At 44.0% G+C, this 15638-nt stretch carries 14 protein-coding genes; 3 read left to right on the forward strand and 11 right to left on the reverse strand.

From position 1 onward, the window contains the following. Positions 1-196 precede the first annotated feature (196 nt). From RHM67_RS17365 to RHM67_RS17400, 8 genes are all read right to left on the reverse strand, one after another. Complete coding sequence (locus RHM67_RS17365) at positions 197-1126, reverse strand: bestrophin family protein (RefSeq protein WP_322228311.1); 930 nt, start codon at positions 1124-1126, stop codon at positions 197-199. A 20-nt stretch (positions 1127-1146) separates the two neighbouring features. After that, positions 1147-1644, reverse strand: a complete 498-nt coding sequence (locus RHM67_RS17370) for a hypothetical protein (protein WP_322228312.1) — start codon at positions 1642-1644, stop codon at positions 1147-1149. A 361-nt stretch (positions 1645-2005) separates the two neighbouring features. Then, positions 2006-3367: a HAMP domain-containing sensor histidine kinase gene (locus RHM67_RS17375; protein ID WP_322228314.1), complete on the reverse strand. Its 1362-nt coding sequence runs from the start codon at positions 3365-3367 to the stop codon at positions 2006-2008. After that, positions 3351-4046, reverse strand: coding sequence for a response regulator transcription factor (locus RHM67_RS17380; protein WP_322228315.1), 696 nt, complete (start codon positions 4044-4046; stop codon positions 3351-3353). The genes RHM67_RS17375 and RHM67_RS17380 overlap by 17 nt, the downstream gene beginning before the upstream one ends. 339 nt (positions 4047-4385) lie before the next feature. Next, on the reverse strand, positions 4386-5057 hold the full coding sequence (locus RHM67_RS17385; protein WP_322228316.1) for an NAD-dependent epimerase/dehydratase family protein: 672 nt from the start codon (positions 5055-5057) through the stop codon (positions 4386-4388). Between the two features lie 52 nt (positions 5058-5109). Further along, on the reverse strand, positions 5110-7047 hold the full coding sequence (locus RHM67_RS17390; RefSeq protein WP_322228319.1) for a sensor histidine kinase: 1938 nt from the start codon (positions 7045-7047) through the stop codon (positions 5110-5112). A gap of 89 nt (positions 7048-7136) precedes the next feature. Beyond that, complete coding sequence (locus RHM67_RS17395; RefSeq protein ID WP_322228321.1) at positions 7137-8216, reverse strand: lysylphosphatidylglycerol synthase transmembrane domain-containing protein; 1080 nt, start codon at positions 8214-8216, stop codon at positions 7137-7139. Between the two features lie 20 nt (positions 8217-8236). Next, positions 8237-9655, reverse strand: a complete 1419-nt coding sequence (locus RHM67_RS17400) for an alkaline phosphatase family protein (RefSeq protein WP_322228323.1) — start codon at positions 9653-9655, stop codon at positions 8237-8239. Between the two features lie 202 nt (positions 9656-9857). On the opposite strand from RHM67_RS17400, the gene RHM67_RS17405 reads away from it, so the two are divergent. Both RHM67_RS17405 and RHM67_RS17410 read left to right on the forward strand, forming a co-directional pair. Further along, on the forward strand, positions 9858-10409 hold the full coding sequence (locus RHM67_RS17405) for a hypothetical protein (protein ID WP_322228325.1): 552 nt from the start codon (positions 9858-9860) through the stop codon (positions 10407-10409). A 104-nt stretch (positions 10410-10513) separates the two neighbouring features. Continuing rightward, positions 10514-12694 (forward strand): TonB-dependent receptor family protein, encoded by a 2181-nt coding sequence (locus tag RHM67_RS17410; RefSeq protein ID WP_322228327.1) that lies wholly within the window; start codon positions 10514-10516, stop codon positions 12692-12694. Positions 12695-12833: 139 nt separating this feature from the next. Here the strand turns inward: RHM67_RS17410 and RHM67_RS17415 are convergent, their stop codons facing one another. The 3 genes from RHM67_RS17415 to RHM67_RS17425 form a co-directional block, all read right to left on the reverse strand. Further along, positions 12834-13199 carry a response regulator gene (locus RHM67_RS17415; protein WP_322228328.1) on the reverse strand — a complete coding sequence of 122 codons (366 nt, stop codon included), beginning with the start codon at positions 13197-13199 and terminating at the stop codon, positions 12834-12836. A 76-nt stretch (positions 13200-13275) separates the two neighbouring features. Then, positions 13276-13566, reverse strand: a complete 291-nt coding sequence (locus tag RHM67_RS17420) for a putative quinol monooxygenase (protein WP_322228329.1) — start codon at positions 13564-13566, stop codon at positions 13276-13278. Positions 13567-13872: 306 nt separating this feature from the next. Beyond that, a complete protein-coding gene (locus RHM67_RS17425; RefSeq protein ID WP_322228330.1) occupies positions 13873-14454 on the reverse strand; it encodes a thymidine kinase in 582 nt (193 codons plus the stop codon). Between the two features lie 77 nt (positions 14455-14531). Between RHM67_RS17425 and RHM67_RS17430 the strand changes: the two genes are divergently transcribed. Continuing rightward, positions 14532-15632, forward strand: a complete 1101-nt coding sequence (locus RHM67_RS17430; RefSeq protein ID WP_322228333.1) for a hypothetical protein — start codon at positions 14532-14534, stop codon at positions 15630-15632. Positions 15633-15638 lie beyond the last annotated feature (6 nt).

The raw sequence follows: 15638 nt of genomic DNA on the forward strand, positions 1-15638 counted from the left end.
AATATTGTAAATAATTAGTTATCAATACATTAAATAAAATTTCTCATTTGTATAATATTTAGTGGGACACCCCGGTACAAAACAGTAAAATCAATTGCTTGGCGGCGGTGTTGTTACTACACCTTTTACTACTCAAAAAGCCGGTAGCTCTCACAACTAACCGGCCTTCTCATTAAAACAAATCGCCCCAAACTATTTAGAGTATATAAAACACTTTTGATTTATTATACGATGCACCATTTGCAGGTTCTTCTTGCTTGTAGTTCTCTTTCAGCATTTGTTTGATATCCCGCTCAATAGTGCGCGAGATAGTAGTGGTTGGGGTATCTGTAGGTTTGTTCTCAAACGGATCCTGCAGGTGGATGGCCATGTTCTCTATCAAAAAGAACGACGATGCTATAGCAATAACCAAAGGCACTTCTATCACCCCAAAAAATTCTATCAAACCAAACGGCAGCAACAACACAAACAGCAATACCGACAGGTGGATGTACACACTATACGTAGCCGGGAATACGGTATTCTTGATGCGTTCGCAACCACCCATTTCGTTACTGAAACGGGTTAAGGTCTCATCTATAGCAACCTGTTGAAACTCGTTTATCCAACCCAATTTGTAGGCGCTACGCAGGTCGGCCGACTGCAGTTCTAACAAGCCCATGGGCACGTTATCATACCGTTTTAAATGCTCAATATCTTCTTCACTTAGCAAACGTTCAAGGCCTTGTAAAGAGTCCTCTTTACGTAAGTGATGGCTCAGGCTGTAGCACCAGGCTATCTGGCGTTTGGCCATTTTTTCGCAGAATTCTTTTTGCTCGTGCTCGGCGTAAGGTGTGTCAACAAAGGTTAACAACTGGCGGGTTAAGCTGCGGGTATCGTTAACAATAGCGCCCCAAAGGGTACGGGCTTCCCACCAACGGTCGTAGGCCTGGTTAGATTTAAAGGCCAGCAGCAGCGATATTACCGTACCCAAAATGGTAGGCACTGCAATGGGTATAGAAATACGGGTAAAATGGAACGTACTGTACATAATGGCGATAAATACCGAGTACACGGTTACCAGCAGCACCTCTTTTTTGATTTTCCCGAAGATGTATGTTACGGGGATATTTTCTTTTAATAACATAATGGCAGCTGTTTTAGGGGTTATACTTCTAACAATTCTTCGTGCTGTTGAGCGGGCACGGCAGCTTTTTGTTCACCCATCATTTTAGCATAGTCGCCTTTAGGCACATTAATTACCGGCAGGCCCGAACGTTTGATCAACAGACCAGGGTCTACACTTGATTGATGGATGGGCGTGAACGTATAGCTATCGCTTTCCAATACCATATCCACATCGTTATCTTCAATAAAGTCTTTAAACATGCTTAGCGTGCCGCCATACAAGAAATCGATCTTGATGTTTTGGATATGCGGATACTGGGCGCGCAGCACATTGCAGTAGCGGTAAAACTCGTCGCTTACTTTTTCGTACTCGCGGCTGCGGCGGCTTAACATCAGCAGGTCGCTGTACGAATCTGACAGCTTAAACACGTGTACAAATACAAAGTTCAATTCCTCGTTCTTAAATTGCCTGCAAATGGCGTGGATGCTATCTAAAGATGTTGCCTGGTAGTCGGTTGGGATTAATATCGTTTTCATAGGTAGATGCTTTAAGTTTAACATTTTGTTATTTGCTTATTACAATACTACCTCGCACCTATTAAAATGAATTAAGAGCGCTATTAGAAATTTATTAGAATGTGGGCTTTTTATTTCGACATAAAATACTGATTATCAGTACATAAAATACAAATAAATGTTTATTGTATAAGATACAGGGATAACTTATTAGAAAGTTATTAGAAACACTTTGCTATATTATTGGCTTTGTGCTTTAAATCCCCTCTTGAGAGAGGGCGCGGATGGCTGTGTTGTGGCAGGGATGTGTTTCTGCGTATGGAAAGATATACCAATCCAAGTTCGCGCGTAGAGACACACCCATACCCCCACAAGAAGGGAACTAAGAAGCCACCGGCAGTATGATTTGGATCTCCGTCCCCACCTGTTCTTCCGAGCGGATGCCGATAGTGCCTTTATGCAGGCGAATGATATTCAGTGTTAACGGCAGGCCTATGCCATGCCCCTTAAACTCTCCTGTATTTGATGCCCGAAAGAACGGCTCGAAGATGTGTTGCTGCTCCTGTTCGGGGATGCCAATACCTTTATCGCTTACTTTGATAATGATGCAGCCATCCTGCGCGGTAACCTGTACGTTAACCGGGCGGTTGTTAGAATATTTACAGGCATTGAGCACAATATTACTTACGGCCAGTTGCAGCAGGTTAACGTTGCCCTCGGTGTAAAGCAAATTTTCATCATTCGGCAGGGACGAAAAATCCACATCGATAACACTATTGCGGTCTATCTTTTTCACCGAATCGGCAACGTCCATTACCAGTTCATCTACCCGTATTTTTGTCCAGTTTTGTTTTTTACCATCAAAACCTGTTTGCGCCAGGCCAAGCAGACTTGCCAAAATATGTCCAAGTTTTTCGGCTTGGGCCAAAATAGTATTGACAGCCTCCCTGCCGTCTTCGGTCACTTTGTTGCCCATTAAAAGCAATTGCGTTTCGCCGCTGATGATGGCAAGAGGGGTACGTAACTCGTGCGATGCATTGCTTACAAAGTTGTTCTGCGTTTCAAAGGCGGTTTCCAGCCGGGTAAGCATATTATTAAAGGTGAGCACCAGTTCGGCAATTTCATCCTTGCCTTTTACATCATCCAGCCGCATGTGCAGGTTATTGGCGCTTATATTTTTTACACTTTTAATGATATTGCGAACCGGCTTTACCGTATAATAGGAAAAGATCTTACCCGCTACATACGTCATGATGATGGACACTACGAAAATAATAAGCAGCACCCGTTTCAGTTGTTCCAATTCCTTAAAGCCGTAAGGGTCATTAGCGGTTACAATAACAATGTACTTTTCGCCATGCACAATAAACAATCCCCCGGCATAAAAATGATTTTCCTGGGTATAACGGTCTTTCTTTTTTGCCAGGATATTTTGATAAAATTCGTCGGGCAGGTCTATTATTTTTGTATAAGCAGGCGATTTAGTGGTATCGAGTTTTATAATATATTCCTGCTCGTTCGCCAATTTTTCGAGATACCGGGTACGTACTTGCTTATAGGCTACCGATTCTTTATCCGGCTGGATGTTTATTTCGGCGGCAAGGTTTACGCGGGCTTCGAGGCGTTTAAAAAAATCCTCGAAGTTAAATTCGGACACAAAGTAAAATATAGACGCGTTGAGCAACACCAAACCAATGGTAGATATTACTACAAACAGCAGGGTTATTTTAGTTTGAAGCTTCATTCACCTCTTCCTTAAAAATATAGCCCATTCCAAATACGGTATGGATCAGTTTGGCATCGTAACCGGTATCTACCTTTTTACGCAGGTAGTTTACGTATACGTCAACCACATTGGTGCCCATGTTAAAATCAATATCCCAAACATTCTCCAGGATCTGGATCCGCGACAACACCCTATTTTGGTTTTTAGCGAAATACTCTAACAGGTGATATTCGGTAGCGGTAAGCGATATGGCTTTGCCCGCACGTTTAGCGGTTTTAGATACAGTATCTATCTCCAAATTAGCAACGGTAATTACATTTTTAGGTGCGTTACCAGCCTTGCTACGGCGTACAAGCGTGCGGATTCGGGCCTCCAGCTCGGCAAATTTAAAAGGTTTGGCAAGGTAATCGTCGGCACCGCTGTTTAAGCCGGTTACAATATTTTCTGTACTGTTCAGTGCGGTCAGCATCAGTATGGCAATACCATCGTCCCGCTTGCGAATCTCTTTACAAACCTGGATGCCGTTCATACCCGGCAGCATAATATCCAGCAAAATAATATCAAATTTATGCGTCTGCGCCATCTCCAACCCCATAATGCCATCGGCGGCTACGCTTACCTCCATACCGGCGTCGGTTAGGCCACGCACAATTACCGATACCAATCCCGGTTCATCTTCTACAAGCAGTACTTTCATTTATCTGGGGTTACGCAAAATACAACCATCCGCCCAAAATAATTGTTTTAACTTACTATGTCGACTAATTTTTGAACAAAGCGCTTTTTGATAGCAAAAAGCCAAAAAAACAAAAAAGTACCACGCACGGTCATCCCCCGATTTCCCGCATGCAGCACTTAATTGTATTAACTAATAAGGTTTAGGTGTTCTTATATTAACGATGTAAAACTACAGCGAGCGTAATAATGTTCACAGGGTGTAAAAACCCTTTAATTAGGTTGTTTTTCACCTATCGGTTTAAACAAAAAGTCCCCCGCAATTATTGCGGGGGACTTTTCAAATATCGTACTATTAATTTTAAGCTGTTTTGCCAAGGGCGATAATATCCTTACCTTCAATGACCTGGGTATGATAACCATCCTGCGTAACCTTTATCATCGCTTCTCCTATCTCCTTAACTTGTGCAAAACCTCCGGGGAACATTGCCCTACCTATTGGATACATCCAAGCAATAAATTTAAAAAGCTTATTTACCCGGGTTTGGCCTGCTATAGGTTTTATAAAGCCCGGCCTAAAGGCAAAAACCTGCTTAAAGGGTAGTTTCATCAGGTCGTTCTCTGTTTTGCCTTTTACGGCTGCCCAGCCGGTGCCTTTTTCCTTACTCTCTGTACCCGCGCCAGATACATAGCAGAAGGTCATGTCCGGGTTTAGCGCTGCCAACGTTTGGGCAACACCAAGCGTAAGCATATATGTGGTTTTATAGTAATCGTCCTTACTTAATCCTACTGACGAGATGCCGAGGCAAAAGTAGCAGGCATCATAACCCACCAACTGGTCTTCAATGGGCATCAGATTATAAAAATCGGTATGGACTATCTCGGTTAGTTTTGGGTGTTTGTAGCCAGATGGTTTACGGTTGATAATGAGCACCGCTTCCACATCCGGGTTTTGTAAGCATTGCAGCATTACGCCCTCGCCTACCATGCCGGTAGCACCTGTTATTATCGCCTTTATTTTTTTGCCTGCCATATTTGTAAATATCTTTTTAAAAAAGCAAGTAATGGTAATGGTTTTGCAATAATCAGGCGGGCACGTTAACGGTAACGGTTGTACCCATGCCCGGTGCGGATTGGCAATCTATTGTTCCACGCAAATATTCGATACGGGTTAAGATATTTTTTAGCCCGATGCCTTCAAAGCTTCCTGCTTTTGTGGTATCAAAACCAACACCGTTATCTTTTATTACGGCCGTTATTTCATTATCATACCGTTTCAAAGTAATGTCCAGTTGGGTGGCATTGGCGTGTTTAATAACGTTGTTAATGGTTTCCTGGATGATGCGGTAAAGCATGGTTTCCACATTGCTTTCCAATTGGTCTTTAAACCCTGTAGTTTCCAGTTTTATTTTGAGGCTGTCTGCGTCTATCTTTTCTATAAACTTTTTCAGGTCGGAAGCAATGCCTGATTTAAGCAGGCTGTTAGGCATCATTTGGTGCGATATCACACGCACTTCCTTACAGCTTTCGTCAACCAGTGCCAGCGTATTTTCGGCCAAAAACCTGTCCTCATCCCGTTGTAAATTTATCCTTTCGAACAAACCGTTCAGGTTCATTTTTACTGCGGAGAATAACTGCCCCACTCCATCATGCAGATCGGCACCAATACGTTTGCGCTCGTGCTCTTCCGCATCTATCACGGCTTTGGTCAGCGTATCCTGATACTCCAGCATTTGGGCTTGCAACTGTGCCTTTTGCTTTAGCTTATTACGGTTGTATATTAACCAGGCCACCACTACCGCGACTATTAGCAAACCTATAATTATAGCAATAGTAGTTTCTTGTTTGCTTATGGATAACTTTTGAATGGTATTCTCATTATTTAGCAGGGTTATTTTTTGCTCCTTCTTCTCGGTATCAAATTGGGTTTGCATCAGCGCTATTTGCTGGTTACTTTTCTCGTTGATAAGGTCAACACTCATCGACTGGTACTTCTGATGAGCGGCAAGGGCATTTTTATAATCGCCCAATTGCTCGTAAATATTGCTAAGCGCACCCCAGCCCTGCTTTTCGCCTTGCTTATATTTACTTTCCCGGGCGTATTTAAGGCCTTTCAGCATCCAGTCGAGCGCGGGTTTAAATTGCTTTTGATCGGCATAAGCAGCGCTGATGTTCATGTAGGTATCGCTTATGTTCTTTTTATCGCCAAAAAACTCGTCGATCTTTAATACTTCTAACTGGTATTTTAGCCCTTTGTCGTACTGCTTCATTGCGGTATAGCAGTTAGCCATGTTAGAATATACCTGCGATAAGCCGCGCATATCATTATGCTGCTTGCAAAGTATCAAAGCTTCCGCATCGCGGGCAAGGGCTTTATCAAACTTACCGTCCTGCCCGTAAACGTTGGCCAGCAATTGCAGGTTGCTGATAACGACATTGCTTTTATTTACTTTTTTGGCAAGTTCTACGCTTAGCAGCGCATTACGCTCGGCTTCTTTGGAATTTTGATTATCAAAATAAACCAGCGCCAAATTTCCTAATGAAGTAGCTATACCAACCGTGTCTTTTAGTTTTTCGCGAATGGCTAATGCTGAAAGGTGGTTTTTTATCGCTTCGCTAAAGTTGCCCGTTTGCCAGTAAAATATGCCCAGGCCATTTTGGCCTTTGGCGATGCCCAGCGGAAAATTGGCTTTCGTGGCTATCTCGATACATTTCTCGCTATAGACTTTCATGGAATCAAACTCCCCCTTATACGAGCTTTGGATTGATTTGAAGGAATAGACATTGGCAATACCTTTCTGGAAATTTACTTTTTGAGCGATAGCCATCGACTGGTCTATCATTTTTTGAGATTGTGCGGGGTCCATCCGCTGCAGTTCCAGCGCTATATTGTAGTACAGGTCCGACCGGGTGGTGTCGGGCCTGGCATTAGCCAGTACCTTTTCTAAACTGTCAACAGTTTTATTTTGGGCGAATGCAAAAACCGGAATGCACAGCAACAGTATCAATAATAACTTTCTCATCAGGGGAATAAGACTTGTTTATTAAAGATATATATTATTGCTATTAATAAAAATATTTACTTGCAGAATAATAAATTAATCGACTGACGCTAAGCCTTCTTCATGGTTTGTTTACGCAGTAAGTTAAGTACCACATAAGCCCCTATCAATGCAGGGAAAAACAACAGGAACGACCGTTGCAGCAATGTAAAAACGGGGATGAAAGCAGCGGGCACTATCTTACCAAATAACGTAGCTATAAAACCTTCGGCAAAGCCGCTGCCACCCGGGGTTGGTGCAAAATAGATCATGAACTGGATCAATATCTGGATAGATATTACCTGTACCAAATTAACACTAATGCCTAAACCCATTAATAACACCCATTGCAGACAATATTTATTAAGATATAATACGGTTGTAATGAGCAAGCTTAGCGGGAATAAATACGGGTGTTTGCGGATGATGACGCTACAGGTCTGTTGGTATTTACTAATACTTTGGAATGTGTTATCAGCCCATTTTTCCAGCTCCTCTTTCCGTTTAGGGAAGATCTTTGAAAGGCCCTTAGCTATTTTTTTGATGATGGTACCCACCCATAGTGGTTTCCAAAAAGCCATCAGGAATGCTAACAGAAAAAGCAGGAAAAAGCTAAAACCATATTTAAGCATCCCCGGCACTACACTGCCAACCTCGGTGGTATCCATCAGCATAATAGCTATAAACCCTGCCAATGGCATAAATATCAGCGTAGCGCCCAGGTTTAATAAAGTCACCGCGAAAGAATCTATAAACGTTACGCCGTTGCTGGTGTAAACAAAGATCTGCGCGGGGCCTGCACCACCATGGGCCGGGGTTACAGCACCCATAAACATGTTAGCCACATTGGCCCTAAAGCTTACCCAATGTGACAAACCGGGCGCCAGTTTGCGGATGTAAATATGGTTGCGCCAGCTGCCCAGCATCAGGTCTACAAAAAGCATTACAATGCAAATGGCGATGTACTTATAGGATATATGCGACAAGGCCTTTAACGTATCGCCGGTGTTATTGTAAAAGAAAACCACCGCTATGGTAGCAACCGTGATCAGCGCGAACCAAAAGGCACCTTTGATTATAACTTTTCTGTTGAATACACTTTTCGCGTCCTGCTTCTCGGGTTCGGCGGTTTGCTGGGTATTTTGTGTCATTTATAACGGGGCAGTAATACTTAAAATAATGGTTCGCCTTCGGAGCTTTTTGGGGTGATGCCTTTCCATTTCAGGATGCTGTCAAACAGATCCGCAGTGCGCATTGGCTTTTCGTCCCAACCTTTTTGGTTGTAGATCATCGGTACATGGATGTGGTATTTGTGTAACGAACCATGCGAACCTTTGTGTTCCGGGTACTCCCAAAAATCGCGCAGATCGTAACCCAAGGCGGCACTTATTACAATATCCCCTGCCCTGCGGCTTTGAAATAATTGATAGATCTGGAATATCGCATCCGGATAATTGGTATCAAAAGTAGCGGCAAGTATCGCACGGTGCCCCTTAACTTCTATCTTAACACCGTATTTTAAAACGTCGGCAGTTTGCGGTTCGTAGGTAAACACATCAGCCTTAACCGAGATCTTCGCCTTACCATCTTTATTTTGTACAATAAAGGTTTGTTCTTCATCTCCACGGTAAATGGCAAAATCAACGGCATCCTCTTTCAGTAATAAAGCTAAACGCTCGGCACCCATGGCTTCGATGATGCCTTGTTCGCGTAGCACATGGTCGCCCTCGTGATTAAGGAAATGGATGCTGCCGAACGAGTTGCCCGATATCATCACCGCGCATTTCGGGTTGCTTTTCCAGATCACCGGGTAGTACACAGATTTTAGCCCGTGGTCGGTCATCCAGTCGGCAAGGTCAAGATGTTTGGTTGTTGGCGTAAGGCCGTGGTCTGATGTCATGATGAACAGGATATCTTCCCATTTGCCCTGCTCCTCTAACTTGGCGCGAACTTCGCCCAGGCTGCGATCCGCAATTTTATACGCCTCAACCGTGCGCGGGTCGCGGATGTGGTGGTAATGCGAATCCCAGTCTACACTCGGGAACACCGCAAATAGAAAATCAAAATCCTTACCCGAATTTATCATTTCCATAATTCGGGCATGGCCCTGTATATCTACCGGGTGGTGTCGCAGTTTAAAGTGTGCGCGGGTGTACATTAAACCCTTGCCTTTTTTACCCAGGTCATATTCATCGGGTACGCTGCGGGTTATCATGTTGTACAAGTTGTACGATTCGCCCATTAGCTCAAACAGCGTGGGTTTATCGGCAGGCATATCGGTATTAAACCAGGCGGCTTCGGGGCCGCAGTAGCTGCGCATGGCCATTTTGTTTAGGCGGCTGCGTTTAAATTCCTTTTTATCGAACCAGCGGATGCCTGTAATATCCATGGTGCCGGGGAAATGCCCGGTTAAAAATGGCAGGTATGCAGGGCCGGTGGTAGATGGGAAACAGGTGGTAGCCTTGCGATAGGTTCCCTCGTCTATTATCCGTTTTATATTGGGTAGTTCACCCTTCTCTATTAATTCGGGTAAAACTTCACTGTGGGCGCCGTCGACTAAATAAAACAGCACTCGCTTTTTGCTTTGCATCAGTAAAAAAAATATTATAAAACCGGTTTTAAAAGGGTGTTAAGGCCTATATGAAAATTATGTTTGCAACTGTAAAATAACTAAATAATTATTAATTTTTGGCCGCCAACGTGCAACTATTATACATACGTTAAAAAATGCGCTCAGTAGCGCGACTCATAAAAATTTTAGTTTAAATTGCGTTTTACAGGCCTAATTACATTTGAAACGCATTTTCGCCATACTTCTGTTAACTATCCACTTTTTTAATTGGGGAGGATACATGCTGCTGCAGAATTACATGGTGGAGCGCGCCGACAGGCATATGAACGAATTGATCAGCAACGACCTGTACGACCCAAACGCGCTGGTTGAGCTTAAGGTAAAGCAAAACCTGCCCGGCATAAACGAATGGAGCGATTACAAGAATGTAAGCGGATCTATCCAGCTGAAAAATGCTTGCTACAACTATGTTAAGCTGAAATTTACTAAGGACACGCTTTATGTAATGTGTGTGCCTAACTGCGAAAAAACCAAGCTGATAGATAACAACGTTATTTACGCCAAGCAAATAAACGACATCCCTACGGATAAAAACGCTAAGGATAATTCCGTTAAAAAAGGCGGCGTTGACAACACTTACGACCACATGCAACTGGTGATCAATTTCCTCCGTTTCGATAATATCCCGCCGCAAGGCTTCACCAAAACTTATGCCCTTGCTACCCCGCAGTATATCCCGGTAGCGGGCCAGCCTCCCGAAGTTATAGGTTAACACTTCATTTTATAGCATCCTGTTAAACAATGCACAGCACTACAATGCTTTGTGCCAATGCTATTTTATTTAACCCTATAATTTCTATTTCTTAAAAACTGTACATGAAAAATTTTTATAAAACCCTGTTAGCAGTGGTTATATCTGCAAGCGCGTACCATACGCAGGCGCAAACTACAAGTAAGGACACCGTTAAACTCAATAGCGTGATCATTAAAGAATCGCGCAACAAAAACCTGCCCGATGTATCGGGCACCTACATCTTCTCGGGCAAAAAAACCAATATTATTTATGCCGACCCGGGCAAGGCAAACTTAGCGGGCAACAACGCCCGTACCCTGTTCTCGCAAGTACCGGGCATCAATGTTTGGGAAATGGATGGCGCAGGCCTGCAGCTTAACATTGGTACACGTGGTACCGATATGCACCGCTCTATAGAAACCAACATCCGCCAGAATGGCTATAACACCAACTCGGATGTGGTAGGGTACCCCGAAAATCACTATAATATGCCTTTCCAGGCTATCGGCGAGGTGCAATACGTGCGTGGCGCATCATCCCTGCAATTTGGCAGCCAGTTTGGTGGGATGATAAACTTTAAAATTAAACAGCCGGATACTACCAAAACCTTCGGCATCGAAAGCGAGCAGACAGCAGGGAGCAACCGTTTCTTTAACTCGTACAATGCCATAGGCGGCAAGGTGGGCAAAGTGAGTTACTACGCTTACTTTGACGCCCGCAGCGGCGATGGCTGGCGCCCGGATGCAGCCTTTAATTCCCATGCATACTATGCCAACATCAAGTACCAGTTCAACACGAAAGGTAGCTTGTCGTTCCAGTTCTCACGGTCAGATTATGTGCAGCAAATTGCCGGTGGCTTAACCGATGATATGTACAATGCTACCAGCAGGCAATCGAACCGTTTTCGCAACTTTTTTAGGCCGGCTATTAATATCCCCGCTATTATTTTCAATTATAACTTTAGCCCTAATACTAAGTTAGAGATAACCTCGCACGTGTTGTTTGGCGAGCGCAGTAGTGTGCAGTTTATAGCGCCATCCAGCACAGCCGATTTGGTAAACCCCGCCTTAGGCACCTACAACCCGCGCCAGGTTGACCGCGACCATTACAAAAGCTTTACCACCGAAGCCCGTTTATTGCATAACTACCATATTGGCAACGTAAGCAGTACGCTTACTACAGGTTTAAGGTTTGCAGATGGATCTACCCATCGCCAGCAAAAAGGTGTGGGCACAACCGCCAGCAATTTCGACCTGAGTTTGGTTAAAGATTATGGCATCGACCTTGACCTGAACGCCATTAACTATGCGGCTTTTGCAGAAAACATCTTCCGCATCACCAATAAATTATCGGTTACGCCGGGCATACGTTACGAGGGTATTAAAACCACTATCGATGGCGTTGTGAATAACCGCAGCACCAATGTAAATTACAAACGCGACCGTAGCTTCCCATTATTTGGTACCGGTTTGCAATATCAGGCGGGCAGTACCACACAGCTTTATGGTAATATTTCGCAGGCTTACCGCCCGTATATTTACGCGGCTGTTACCCCTGCCGATCAGCTAACTATTGTTGACCCTAACATGAAGGACAGCAAAGGCTACAATGCCGACCTGGGTTACCGCGGTAAATCAGACCAGGCCTTTACATTTGATGTGAACGGCTTTTTTGTACGCTTTAACAACCGCGCAGGTACTTTAACCGTGCAAAATGCAGGCGGTGCAAATCATTTTTATTTAACCACTGTTGGCAATGCCGAAGCTAAAGGTGTAGAAGCTTATATCGAGCTATCACTCATCCGCGGGTTTAATAAGCAGGCAAACAGCGATTTGCGTTTGTTTAACACCCTGGCCTACACCCATGGCAGATATGTTAGCGACAGCATCAACAATGCCGGTGTAAACACAAACCTGGCAGGCCATAAAATTGAAGGCACACCAGACTGGACCAACCGTACAGGCCTTACTTACCTAACCAGCCACATTACTTCTACAGTATTGTTCAGTTATGTAAGCAAGCAGTTTAGCGATGCCAATAACACCGCGTTTAACCCAACTGGTGCAACAGGAGTGGTACCGGCCTACAAATTGGTTGATCTGGCGTTTAACTATGGTTTTCTGAAAAACTACCACGTTAATTTCAACATCAACAACCTTACCGATCAGAAATACTTTACCCGCCGCATAAACATGTATCCCGGCCCCGGCATTTTGCCCGGCGATGGTATCTCGTTTAACATTGGTTTGGGTGTGAAGCTGTAGCCCAAAGTTAAGCCTCCCAGCCCCCTAAAGGGGGAGCAGGATTTTATATATAATAAAGCCCAACTTCTTTCGGAGTTGGGCTTTGTTATTATTTATGCTTTTCAAAAACTCCTTCGTTAGCTAACGAAGGCTTGGGGGGCTATAAGTGTTTCTTCACTATCCCATATAACTCATCAAGGTTAAATGGTTTTTTGAGATATCCGTCAGACAATCCGGCTTCGGCTATTTCGGCGATATTGCTTACTGCCGATACGATGATAACGGGGATATGCTTTGTTTTAGGATCTGATTTTAGCTCACGGCTTAATTGCTGGCCGTTGGCATCACTTTTCCATTCGGTTAGCCAGTTGTCTATCATGATCAGGTCAGGCTTGTGTTGGTCCAACGATTTTAGTATACGGGAATTATCAGAAGAGATCACTTCATACCCCTCGCTTTCCAGCGCGAGCGTAACCGTGTCCCTAATATCTTTATCATCCTCAATTACTAAAATCTTCTTGGCCATAACTTCAATCAATATTAATTTTTAATTATAACAGTAAATTATAATTATTGTTTATGTTGATACAAGCAAAAATGCCTTAAATTAAGCGTGTAAGTATTTTCACATCGGCAGGCGTTTCTAAAAGCGCCGGAGAGATATGTACAAAGTATTTGTAGTGAGGGGCTTCCATGTGACGGCTTAACGCATCCTCATCTGCCCATTCCTCTTCTATAACATATTTGGTAGGCTCATCCTTATACTGGTAAAGTTCGTAGGCCAGGCAGCCTTCTTCCTTTAACGATGCTTCTACCAATTTCTTCAACTCTGTATCAAACGCTCCCTCTGCATCTTTTTTGCAGTGTATAGAGGCAAGTAAGCTAATGCTCATGGTGTATCGGTTATCTTAGTAAGATAAGCTTAATTATTGGGTTATTGTTTATTTGCCTATTGTAATTTTATTTATACAAAGTGTGTTTGCGGGATGTTTAGGGGATTTGGGGGATTAATTGCGGATGTTTTTTAGCATGGCGACGAGTTTACCCACCCCGGTCATTGCTTCGCTCGACCAACTTCCCTTCGCTGCGCGGAAGGAGAGTAAAAAAAAAATCCTTTATTTCTTACTCTTTTTGAAAAGCAGAGAGGGTCGGCAAGCGTATCGATGTCGGGGTGAGTAAACTCACCAAGTAACAAACAGTTATATGCTCCCGTCCAAATTAAAGCAATTGCGGCAGCGGGCTTCGTAGCTTTCTTTCTCGCCTAAAAGGATCCGGCTTTCGTTGGGTACCAAACGGTACGAGTACATAGCCTGTTGCCCACATTTTACGCATACTGCATGCAGCTTGGTAACAGAATCTGCCATGGCCATTATTTGGGGCATAGTGCCAAACGGGCGGCCCTTAAAATCCATATCTAAACCGGCCACAATTACGCGGATGCCGGCATCTGCAAGGGTTTGGCAAACTGAAGGAAGCTCGTCATCAAAAAACTGGGCTTCGTCAATCCCAACCATTTGGATGTGGCTTGCCAGTGGCAAAATTTCGGCGGCTTTAGTAACTGCTTTTGAAGGGATAGAATTGAGGTTATGCGACACGAGGGCACTTTTATCGTAGCGCTTATCGGCCACCGGGCTAAAAATCTCCACATTTACTTTTGCTATCCGCGCGCGGTTAACCCGCCTGATCAACTCTTCGGTTTTACCCGAAAACATTGATCCACAGACCACTTCCAAACTCCCGCCAATCTCATTTCGCCTCTTAAAAACTTCCTCGGTATACAAACGCTCAAAACTTTAGTGAGGGGCTAATATCAGAATTTTATGCTATTTTTGGTAAGCAATTTCCTAACATTAAAGCCATGAAGCAGCAGGAAGTATTTAAAAAGACCGGCGCAATAATAAAAGAACTTAACGAGCAATATGAGTACCTGCAAAGCACTGCAGATAACCTTAACGACCTTGAACTTGAACTTTTTGTTGCCAACACCCACTTTTTAAAAGACCACGCCGAAATTTTAAGGAAACTGAACCTGCAAAAGGTACAGCTACAGCATACATTGCCACCACACGTGGAGGAAAAAAAGCTAGACCTGCAAAAACCTGCAGACCTGAGGCCCGAACCTGCAAAGCCCGTTGTAGTAGAAACAAAGAGGCCAAGCACCGACGAACCCAAATATTTTGAACCGCTTGTGCACCAGGCGAGGCCGGTGGTTGAACGCACACTGTTTAAACCCGAAAAACCTGTTGAACAAAAGCCTCTACAAATAGAGATAACCCCGGTTGAGGACGAACAGCCAACTCCGCACGTAGATCTGAGCAGCGGCAGCGATAAAGACAGCTACTCGTTTGAACGCGAGGAGCCGGAAATTATTAAGCATAATTTGATCCTGGATGAGGCTGATGACCGGGACGAGGAAGATGAAGCCCCGGTTGTAGTGCCCGAGAAAAAGGAAGTGCCAAAAACCAACGCGGTTACCATGGAGAACATCCTGGATGGTGAGATCATCAATACCGACGACGAAACGCAGGAACCCAACATAGTACCAACCAACCCCGAGCCGGTTATTGATAATACACCAAAAGTTAAGGAAGAAGAACCTGTGCCTGCTCCTGCACCCACTCCCGAACCTGTTAAGGAAACCAAGCCGCTTTCGTTTAACGAGCGGATGTCGGCACAGTTGAAGGGCAACCAGGGCGCAACAAGCGTTGAGCCTGCTGAAGCACCGATAAAGGATATTAAAGCGGCCATCAGCCTGAATGATAAACTGCTTTTTGTGAAAGACCTTTTTAACGGCTACAGCCTTGCCTACAGCGAAGCCATTGAGATAGTGAATCGCTTCGCTAATTTTGAAGAGGCCGACCGCTTCCTAAAAACCAACTACGTTACCAAAAACAACTGGGAAGGTAAAAAGGCTACTATGGATAAGTTTTACGCGTTGCTGAAAAGGCGTTACACGTAATTCGGC

Origin of the sequence: Mucilaginibacter sp. 5C4 (assembly GCF_034345625.1) — a bacterium.
Classification (GTDB): Bacteria; Bacteroidota; Bacteroidia; order Sphingobacteriales; family Sphingobacteriaceae; genus Mucilaginibacter; species Mucilaginibacter aurantiaciroseus.

What these genes read in the sequence shown, in the direction of transcription:
- RHM67_RS17395 (WP_322228321.1), bottom strand. Translation starts at nt 8,216, where the DNA reads ATGACACAAAATACCCAGCAAACCGCCGAACCCGAGAAGCAGGACGCG.
- RHM67_RS17420 (WP_322228329.1), bottom strand. Translation starts at nt 13,566, where the DNA reads ATGAGCATTAGCTTACTTGCCTCTATACACTGCAAAAAAGATGCAGAG.
- RHM67_RS17415 (WP_322228328.1), bottom strand. Translation starts at nt 13,199, where the DNA reads ATGGCCAAGAAGATTTTAGTAATTGAGGATGATAAAGATATTAGGGAC.
- RHM67_RS17365 (WP_322228311.1), bottom strand. Translation starts at nt 1,126, where the DNA reads ATGTTATTAAAAGAAAATATCCCCGTAACATACATCTTCGGGAAAATC.
- RHM67_RS17430 (WP_322228333.1), top strand. Translation starts at nt 14,532, where the DNA reads ATGAAGCAGCAGGAAGTATTTAAAAAGACCGGCGCAATAATAAAAGAA.
- RHM67_RS17380 (WP_322228315.1), bottom strand. Translation starts at nt 4,046, where the DNA reads ATGAAAGTACTGCTTGTAGAAGATGAACCGGGATTGGTATCGGTAATT.
- RHM67_RS17410 (WP_322228327.1), top strand. Translation starts at nt 10,514, where the DNA reads ATGAAAAATTTTTATAAAACCCTGTTAGCAGTGGTTATATCTGCAAGC.
- RHM67_RS17400 (WP_322228323.1), bottom strand. Translation starts at nt 9,655, where the DNA reads ATGCAAAGCAAAAAGCGAGTGCTGTTTTATTTAGTCGACGGCGCCCAC.
- RHM67_RS17390 (WP_322228319.1), bottom strand. Translation starts at nt 7,047, where the DNA reads ATGAGAAAGTTATTATTGATACTGTTGCTGTGCATTCCGGTTTTTGCA.
- RHM67_RS17370 (WP_322228312.1), bottom strand. Translation starts at nt 1,644, where the DNA reads ATGAAAACGATATTAATCCCAACCGACTACCAGGCAACATCTTTAGAT.
- RHM67_RS17385 (WP_322228316.1), bottom strand. Translation starts at nt 5,057, where the DNA reads ATGGCAGGCAAAAAAATAAAGGCGATAATAACAGGTGCTACCGGCATG.
- RHM67_RS17375 (WP_322228314.1), bottom strand. Translation starts at nt 3,367, where the DNA reads ATGAAGCTTCAAACTAAAATAACCCTGCTGTTTGTAGTAATATCTACC.